Annotated in this window: 7 protein-coding genes and 1 pseudogene; 5 read left to right on the top strand and 3 right to left on the bottom strand. The window is 62.3% G+C overall.

What is annotated here, in order from left to right; genetic code table 11:
• Positions 1-1489: 1489 nt before the first annotated feature.
• From ACR652_RS11370 to ACR652_RS11360, 3 genes are all read left to right on the top strand, one after another.
• Positions 1490-2026 carry a hypothetical protein gene (locus ACR652_RS11370; protein WP_434506616.1) on the top strand — a complete coding sequence of 179 codons (537 nt, stop codon included), beginning with the start codon at positions 1490-1492 and terminating at the stop codon, positions 2024-2026.
• Between the two features lie 154 nt (positions 2027-2180).
• Positions 2181-2894, top strand: coding sequence for an SDR family NAD(P)-dependent oxidoreductase (locus ACR652_RS11365; RefSeq protein WP_434506615.1), 714 nt, complete (start codon positions 2181-2183; stop codon positions 2892-2894).
• A gap of 110 nt (positions 2895-3004) precedes the next feature.
• Positions 3005-3682 carry a methyltransferase family protein gene (locus ACR652_RS11360; RefSeq protein ID WP_434506614.1) on the top strand — a complete coding sequence of 226 codons (678 nt, stop codon included), beginning with the start codon at positions 3005-3007 and terminating at the stop codon, positions 3680-3682.
• Positions 3683-3684: 2 nt separating this feature from the next.
• On the opposite strand, the gene ACR652_RS11355 is transcribed toward ACR652_RS11360, so the two are convergent.
• Positions 3685-4518 (bottom strand): phospholipase D-like domain-containing protein, encoded by an 834-nt coding sequence (locus ACR652_RS11355; protein ID WP_434506613.1) that lies wholly within the window; start codon positions 4516-4518, stop codon positions 3685-3687.
• A 37-nt stretch (positions 4519-4555) separates the two neighbouring features.
• On the opposite strand from ACR652_RS11355, the gene ACR652_RS11350 reads away from it, so the two are divergent.
• The gene (locus ACR652_RS11350; RefSeq protein WP_434506612.1) at positions 4556-5131 is read left to right on the top strand and encodes a cupin domain-containing protein; all 576 of its coding nucleotides are present in this window, start codon (positions 4556-4558) and stop codon (positions 5129-5131) included.
• Between the two features lie 450 nt (positions 5132-5581).
• Here the strand turns inward: ACR652_RS11350 and ACR652_RS11345 are convergent, their stop codons facing one another.
• Together ACR652_RS11345 and ACR652_RS11340 are read right to left on the bottom strand one after the other, a co-directional pair.
• Positions 5582-6247: an SOS response-associated peptidase gene (locus tag ACR652_RS11345; RefSeq protein WP_434506611.1), complete on the bottom strand. Its 666-nt coding sequence runs from the start codon at positions 6245-6247 to the stop codon at positions 5582-5584.
• 12 nt (positions 6248-6259) lie between these two features.
• Positions 6260-8260, bottom strand: a complete 2001-nt coding sequence (locus tag ACR652_RS11340) for an ATP-dependent helicase (protein ID WP_434506610.1) — start codon at positions 8258-8260, stop codon at positions 6260-6262.
• 8 nt (positions 8261-8268) lie between these two features.
• Between ACR652_RS11340 and ACR652_RS11335 the strand changes: the two are divergent.
• Positions 8269-8357: pseudogene (locus tag ACR652_RS11335) on the top strand (IS6 family transposase); the annotation flags it as partial.

Below are 8357 nucleotides of genomic sequence, written 5' to 3'. Positions count from 1 at the left end.
TTGCGCCAGTCGCGTCAGCGACCAGCCCATGCGGCCCCGAGTCGGGCATTTTCAAACGGTATTCCCGGAACTGCCCGGTCTTCGGATCGAGTCGCCCGAGAAGATTGGCCATTTGGCCAGTGTACCAGATCGCTCCGTCGCACGTCGCAAGTGGACCGTGCGGATGCGCGCCAGCCGTGGGCGTGCGCCATTCCTTGATATCGACGCGAACGTCGTCGCCGGCCGCGCGAGCCGTTACGCTATCGGAAGCCTCTGGTTTGGCGTTTGTCGCGGTCGTTTGGAGGCGAGGCCGGCGATCGGCGTCGCAACGCGATCTATCCCAGGTCGGGCATGCCAGCTCGATAGGCGAAACGCTCGCAACTTCCCTCGGCGAATAAGCGGCCGCGGGAGTTACGAAGGCGCTAGCAGCTAAAACCAAACTTGGGAGGGAGGGCATGTTCGCGTCCGTATAGTTGCCTCCCGCAATTAGCGCTCGCGTGGCTTGTATCAATTTGGGTCCGAAATTCCGTCGCTCAGTCTCAAAGGCGAGGGACGGCCCGATCGCCTCTGGCATGCGCCGGCTGCATGGTGGAGACACGAACGAGAGCAGATCTCGCCGATCGAGCAGCGCTGCCCCAGCGCCTTCCCGAGAAGAGGGATCTCAGATGGAAAAGCTGGCAACCGCCCATAGGCCGCCGTCGCTGTCGGCGCTCTCGTAGCAATTTCGCCCGTTCGGGCGTTGGCTGAAACCGCTCCAAATGCACAGGGATTCTGTCAGCAATCACGTGACTGCTTGGCGAAAATGCTGTAGCGAACGATTCGTCCATACAAATACTGGGGTGCAAAATGGCAAGAAGAACGACTGCGAAGAAGACTGCGCGTAAAGGCGCCACGAAGAAAGCCGCTCGCAAAGGCCCGGCGAAGAAAGTCGCTCGGAAAGCCACTGCGAAGGCTGCTGTCAAAAAAGCCACGCGCAAAGCGCCGGCAAAGAAGCGGACCCGGAACCCTCTCGCAACGGCGACTGCCGCCCATCAGGTGGCCGAAAAGAAGCTCACTGTCGCCAAAAAGGCTTATGATCGCGCTGTCGTCGCCGAGGCGCGCGCCGCGGAGAAGCTCAAGAAAGTGAACGAGAAGATTGCGCAAAAGGCCGTAAAGCAGCGGCCTGCAACGGCGTCTGGTAATTCTGAGACGTAGGACTTTAGGTCCACGGGAAAGCGCGCCAGTCGCCAAGGTGATTTCAGAGCCCGCCGCGAGGTGGGCTTTTTTCCGAAGCGCAAGCGTAGGGCAGACGAAAAAATTGGCGGGCCGCGAACGGCTTGTGGCGACATCGTTGCTCCTTCTTCAACGGAAAATCAACGCAGCTTCAAAGCCGGAGACCCGCCCTCCGGGGAAGGCTGGAAAGCAGCCTGTAAGAAGCTTAAGTCGGTTACGTAAATAACGAGGTGCGCTTTATAGGACGGCGATGGCAAGCCCTGATGGCTTACTGGTCTGGCTGACGGCGGCATACTCCTTGGCGACGCCACTCATCGCTGCCGTTTATTGGCGCAGCTACGGGCCGGCTAACTTTCTGTGGTTATCGGATATTGCTCTCGCCTTCACGCTTGTCTCGCTGCTGTCCCGAGAACGGCTCTTAGCCATCATGCCCGCTGTCGGCGTCCTAGCCCTTGAACTTGGCTGGGCGATCGATTTCCTGGCGGGCGGTCGCCTCATCGGGCTCGCGGCTTATATGTTCGATGAAAGACTTTCTCTGCCTCTACGGTCTTTGTCCCTCTTTCACCTGGCGCTGCCCCCGACGCTGCTTTTTCTGCTGAGCAAGTTTGGCTACGACAAGCGCGCTTTCGTTTTTCAAACTCTGTTGACCTGGGTCGTTTTGTTGATTTCCTACAATGCCACGGATCCAGAGAAGAACATCAATTGGGTGTTTGGCCCGGGAGAGAAACCCCAACACGTCATCCCGCCGCCGTTGTATCTGGCCCTCGAAATGACGGCGCTGCCGCTGCTGGTGTTTTTGCCAACGCACCTGATCCTGCTCCGGCTGTTTGGATAGCCCGTCCACGTGGTAGGGGGCTTTGTGGCCTTCTCCTCGCCCCGGCTGGAAGAACCTCTTGTTGCTCCTGCGCCTGACCCGAATTAGGTTTCGAGCGGAGATCGAAGGCACGCCATTTCGTCAAGATCTCATCCGCCCGCGGAGGCGCCGCCTTATGAACGAGCTTGATAACCGCCCAACATGCGTGGTCGCAGGCGTCGGGCCGGGCAACGGCGAGGCCTTTGCTCGGCGCTTTGCCGCCGAGAGTTACAACGTGGCTTTGCTCGCCCGTCGAAAAGATCGGATCGAGCCACTCGCGGGAGAATTGCCGAACGCTCGCGCGTTTGCTTGCGACGTGACAGACGCAGCCTCCGTGGAGGCCGCCTTCGCCGCCGCCGAGACCGAACTGGGGCAAGTAGAGGCGCTGATCTACAATGCCGGCAAGGGCGTTTGGGGCGATGTGGAGCAGGTGGCGCCCGCCGACTTCGAGGAGGCTTGGCGCATCAATACGCTCGGCCTGCTCCTGACGGCGCGCCGGGTGATTCCGGCCATGACCGCAGCCGGGCGTGGCGCCATCATCGTCGTGGGCGCGACCGCTTCGCTGCGCGGCATGGCCGGCACGGCTGCCTTTGCCTCCGCCAAAGCGGCCCAGAGGTCGCTGACGCAGTCGCTCGCCCGCCACCTGTGGCCGAAGGGCGTTCACGTGGCGCTGATCATCATCGACGGCGTGGTTGGCGGGCCGGAAACGCGAAACAGCTTCCCCGACAAGCCGGACGATTTCTTCGTCAAACCGGCAGCCGTCGCCGACATCGCGATGTCTCTTATGCGTCAAGACCGTACGGCGTGGAGCTTCGAAGTCGAAGCCCGTCCCTTCGGGGAGAGGTGGTGATTGCAAACCTGAACCCCCAGCCGTTGTCGCGCAACACCGACCGGCGGTAGGTGCAAGGGCGCCTCGTGGCCCTTCCCCGATCTCGGCATGCCCCCTTTGGATTTGCAATCATGCTGACTCGACTTTTCCTCCAGACGTCCATCTGGCTCGTCGCCATTGCGGCGCTCCTTTTCCTGCCGGCTGGCAAGATCGCGTGGCCGGAAGCCTGGATCTACTTAATCATCATTGGAGGGATCGGCACGGCCGCGGGGCTATGGTTCGCTCGTCACGATCCTAGCCTTTTGAGGGAGCGATTGGCCTCGCCCTTCCAAGCCGGCCAGCCGGCGTGGGACGAGGTCATCCTGTTGCTGTTCTTTGCGTTTTACTTGGCGTCGTTCGTCGTCATGAGTCTCGACGCCACTCAGTGGCGGACAAGCCACATGCCGGTTTGGGCCGAAGTCGCTGGGGCCGTAAGCATCCTGGCGTCCTACGCAATCATTTGGCGCGTCTTGGCGGAGAACTCCTTCGCCGCGCCCGTCGTCAAAGTCCAGGAGGAGCGAGGCCAAAGGATCGTAACGACGGGCCCCTATGCCATCGTACGCCACCCGATGTATGGTGCGGCGATTTTCTTCTTGCTAGGGACGCCGCTGCTGCTCGGCTCGTTCTACGGGCTCGCGTTGGCTCCGCCGTTGTTGATGCTGTTGGCGGTACGCGCCATACTCGAGGAGCGGACGCTAGCGGATCGATTCCCCGAATATGCGGCCTATGTAAAACGGACAAAATATCGGCTCGCCCCCGGGGTTTGGTAGAGTTACCAAGTCGAAGCTTTCCGCCAGCCGGCTGCGACGGCCTGCTCCTCGGTGCAGAACCAGCGCTTGTCCCGCTCCTTCTCCATCCGCACGCGAGCGTATGTGCGATCCCCCGGCACATGATAGATCCGCTCGCCATTGCGGCTGACATTGCCCTTGATCAGGCAGCCCGCCATTTCCGACTTTAGCGCGGGGGAGGGCGCGGGATTCGCAAACTGATTGCCGGGAGGCGGCAGCGGATTGGCGCGCGCCCATATTTGCTCGAAGCGAGCCTCGAAGGCGTTGGCTGCAGAAGGCTCACGAACGACAAGGATGTCATTGTCCTGCTGTTTCAGACCCGAAGCCGACAGGTTTGCAGACCCCGAGCGCAGGGTCCGGCCGTCGATCGCATAGGACTTGAGGTGCATATAGGGCCCTGGCGCCTTCATGCGGATGCTGCCCGCGATTTCGCGGAGTCGGTCGAAGGCATGCTGCTGGCTCGGATCGAGGACGATGCGGACGGCGACGCCACGCCTGCGGGCGTCAATCAGGGCGTCGATGACCGGCCAATCGGTCAGCGAATAAGCCGCCATGTCAATCTTTGTATGCGCTGAGCGCAGCAGACCAACGTCCAGGTGCTCAAGGTTCTCGGCAGGCGCGTAGTGGATTTCGACCTCACCGGCGCTGCCGCGGGCGCGAACACGGGGAGGAGACCGAGCGCCGCAAACGCCAGAACGACGCCGCCGCCAATTCGCTTCCAAGCCCTCAACCCCATTTTCGGCCTTCTCCACGCCGCCGCGCTCATATAAGAACGAATACAGAACAACAGAGGCTCTGTCCATGCCCCGAAAACCCAACCGCCGGTCGGATCGCTTCGTCGATCACGAGCGTCTCTTGGCGGCGATCGGCACCTGCCCGGAGAAAATCACGCGCGAACAGTCGCGCATGGAGGTTTGCGGCCCTTTGTATCACTCATCGTCGACCGTCGTCGCGGCGATCGACGGCCTTGCGCTGATGCTCACCGGAAGGCGTGACTACTTCCATTTGGCGGGCCACGGGGTGCATGAAGACGTGCGGAATACCGCCACAAGGAGGAACGCGATGGTCGTAGCCGGCAATCTGTTCTCGAACATTCCGCAGCGTCTAGCCGAGGAGGAGTTCACAGTCCTTGCCGAGTTCTCCGGCGCGCGGATCGAACGCATTGTCACGACTGGCCAAGCGAGTCCGCCTGGCTTTTGGTACGACCAGGAGCAGACCGAATGGGTCGTCCTGCTGAGCGGCTCAGCAGGATTGCTGTTCGAGGGGGAGGATGCTCCACGCATTCTGCGTCCAGGGGACTATGTGGAAATCCCGGCGCGCCGTCGGCATCGGGTCGAATGGACCGATGCGACCCAGCCGACGGTTTGGCTGGCGGTGCATGTTAACGCCCAACTCGGTGCCTCCTCAACTACGCTAATCGAAGAAAGCTAGAAGCCTGCTCCAGCGATCAAGCGACGCTAATTTAGCGTCTCCCTCCGAAGACCGATCTCCGTCGGAAAAGGGGGCAACTGCCCGTAGGTTGCGGCGGCTGTGAGCGCTCCCGCAGCGATTTCCCCCATTCGATCGAGCACATCATTCGACAGAGCGACCGAACTTGATCGCGCTGTCGCCAAGTCGACAATCTCCGTCAACGCTTCCGTGAGGATTGAGAGTTGGGCAATGGCGTCGTTCGTCATTGGCGACCTCTCAGAACTCGTACTCATGCAAGAATGGCGCAAAACCAGCATCCTCACAACTATTCTAGCCAGCATGGAATGGGAGCAAACGCCAAGCGGCGGAATGCCTCGTAGAGCCGAGGGCGCTCGCAGCCTACAGGGGCGCCCACCAGACGCCTTCAGCTTTCCGTCTCGTAGGGAACCTCGTTCGACGCAAGCATGGCCGTCAGGCCGCGAGGCCTCCGTCGTCCTGCTTTCCGCCCCTCGCCACAATCCTGAGAGCGTCATCAGCGAGCGGTCGCTGTAGCCGGAGCGCCTCCTCGGCGGGCGCCGTCATCCAAAGGTCAATTTCCTCGGGCGTCGTCAGAATGACGGGCATCGCCTTCGGATGAATCGCGCCGACGAGCTTGTTCGCTTCGGTGGTCAGAAACGCGAAGAGGTCGTTGGTCGTCTCGCCTTCCTTCACTTTGCGCACCGAGGTCCACCGAGTCCAAATTCCGGCGAAGAACGCGAGTGGCCGCGTCTCGTCGAGGGCGAACCAGACCGTCGGATGCGTGCCGTCGGGGAGCGCCTCGTTTTCTGAGAAGCTGGTGAAGGGCACGATGCAGCGGTTCTCGAGCCCGAGCCAACGCCGCCAATGTGGGGACTTGATGTTGCGGACGTTGGTGACGCCCGGATCGCACTTCTTGCCCTTCAACGCGAAGACCGGCGAAGGCATCCCCCAACGCGCCAGCGTCAACTCCCGCCCCTCGGGGCCGTTTCGGACGATCGGCGCGGCGTAATCGGGAAAGACCGCGGGGAAGGGCGGCAGATTGCCGGTCCGATCATGCATCGCGCGGGCCATCTCGCGGATCGCTTGTTGCCCCTTGGTCATCGAATACAGGTTGCACATGGGGCCTTCCTCTTAACGCCACATGGCGCGCATTCTGGCGCCGACATCGACGCGAATCCGTCTGGCGCCCTGCCGCTCTCCTGAGGCGGCCGAAGCCCGCGGCCACGTCACGCATTCGAAATGGCGCAGCAAAGCTTTTGGGATGAAGCGGGTTCGCGACGCGTAGACATGGCGATCGCCCTGCGGGTGCTGCCCATGAGTGAAAAAGCGCTGTGGCGTGATGAGATGAAGATTGTCCTTCGCCCGCGTCACGGCGACATAGAGCAGCCGCCGCTCCTCTTCGATTTCAGCCGTCGTTCCGGCCCCCAGATCCGAGGGGATGCAGCCGTCGACGACGTTGAGGACGAAGACCGATTTCCATTCCTGTCCTTTGGCCGAATGGATGGTGGAGAGGATCAGATAATCCTCGTCGAGAAGCGGCGCGCCGGCCTGGCCGCTCGTGGCGTCCGGCGGGTCGAGGGTCAATTCGGTGAGGAAGCGCTCCCGCGAGGGGTAACCTGCCGCCATCTGTTCGAGTTGCAGTAGGTCGGCCAGGCGTGCCGCCGCATCTTCGTGAATGCGCTCGAGATGCGGTTCGTACCAGCGGCGCGCGCTTGCGATTTCCGCCGGCCAGCCGGCCTTGCCCGAGCGCAAATACTGGAGTGCTTCGGCAAACCCAGTCCAATCGTCGCCCGAGCGCGGCGGCGCGGGGATATCCGAGAGAGAGGACAAGGGGTCGGGCTGTTCCGCCATCAGGTCGAGGACGCGTTGCGCCGACGCCGGACCGACGCCCGGCAGAAGCTGCATGAGGCGAAAGCCGGCGACGCGGTCGCGCGGATTCTGCGCAAACCGCAGCAGGGCGAGCATGTCCTTGACGTGGGCGCTATCGAGGAATTTTAGGCCGCCGAACTTGACGAAGGGAATGTTGCGGCGGGTCAGCTCCAGTTCGAGCGGGCCGCTGTGATGAGAGGCGCGGAACAGCACGGCCTGCTGTTTCAGGCGCGCGCCGATCTCCCGGTCCTCCAAGACGCGCTCGACGACGTAGCGGGCCTGGTCGGCCTCGTCGGGGACGGTGACGAGCCGAGGCTTTTCCCCTGATTGGCGTTCCGTCCAGAGGTTCTTGGTGAAACGCTCGCTCGCGAGTTCGATCACGCAGTTCGCGGCGGCGAGGATCGGTTGCGTCGAGCGATAGTTGCGGTCGAGCGTGACAATGTCGGCGGGAGGGGTGAACGCGCTGGGAAAATCGAGGATGTTGCGCACGGTCGCGGCGCGGAAGGAATAGATCGACTGAGCGTCGTCGCCCACGACGGTGAGGCCTCGCCCGCCGGGCTTCATCGCCAGCAGGATCGAGGACTGGAGGCGGTTCGTGTCCTGATATTCGTCGACAAGGACGTGATCGAACCTTCCGCCGATGTCCTCCGCGAGCGCCCGCTCGCCCAGGGTCTGCGCCCAATAAAGCAACAAGTCGTCGTAATCGAGAACGTTCTGCGCCTGCTTGGCCTCGACATAGGCTGCGAACAACTCGCGCAGCTGAGCGCTCCAGCCAGCGCACCAAGGAAAGAAACTTTCGAGAACGTCGTCGAGCGGCAGCTCCTCGTTGACGACGCGGGAATAGATGGCGAGGCAAGTCCCCTTGGTTGGGAAGCGGCTCTCCGTCTTCGAGAAGCCCAGCCCGTGCCGAACGAGATTCATCAGATCCGCGGCGTCCTCCCGATCATGGATTGTAAAATCGGGATTGAGCCCGATCTCACCGGCGTACTCGCGCAACAGGCGAGCGCCGACCCCGTGAAACGTCCCCGCCCAGACGAGCCCGTTGGTCAGGATCCCGGCGCTGGCTCCCAACGCCTCTGAGCAGATGCGCTCGACGCGCCGCGTCATCTCGGCCGCCGCCCGGCGGGAGAAGGTCATCAGCAGGATGCGACGCGGATCGGCGCCGTTGACGATCAGATGCGCGACGCGATGGGCGAGCGTGTTGGTCTTGCCTGACCCGGGCGTTGTCACGTTAACGGCTGGGTAGCGCTTTTGGGCCGACAAGGGCGGACATGACCCAGCCGCCCGTGAGCTACAAACGCCATCGTTTCCCGCCGGAGATCATCGCCCACGCCGTCTGGCTCTATTTCCGGTTCCCGCT

Source organism: Methylocystis sp., assembly GCF_051061225.1.
Lineage (GTDB): Bacteria > Pseudomonadota > Alphaproteobacteria > Rhizobiales > Beijerinckiaceae > Methylocystis.
Note: the sequence above shows the minus strand (reverse complement) of the source record. Positions and strands in the feature narration are given on the sequence as shown.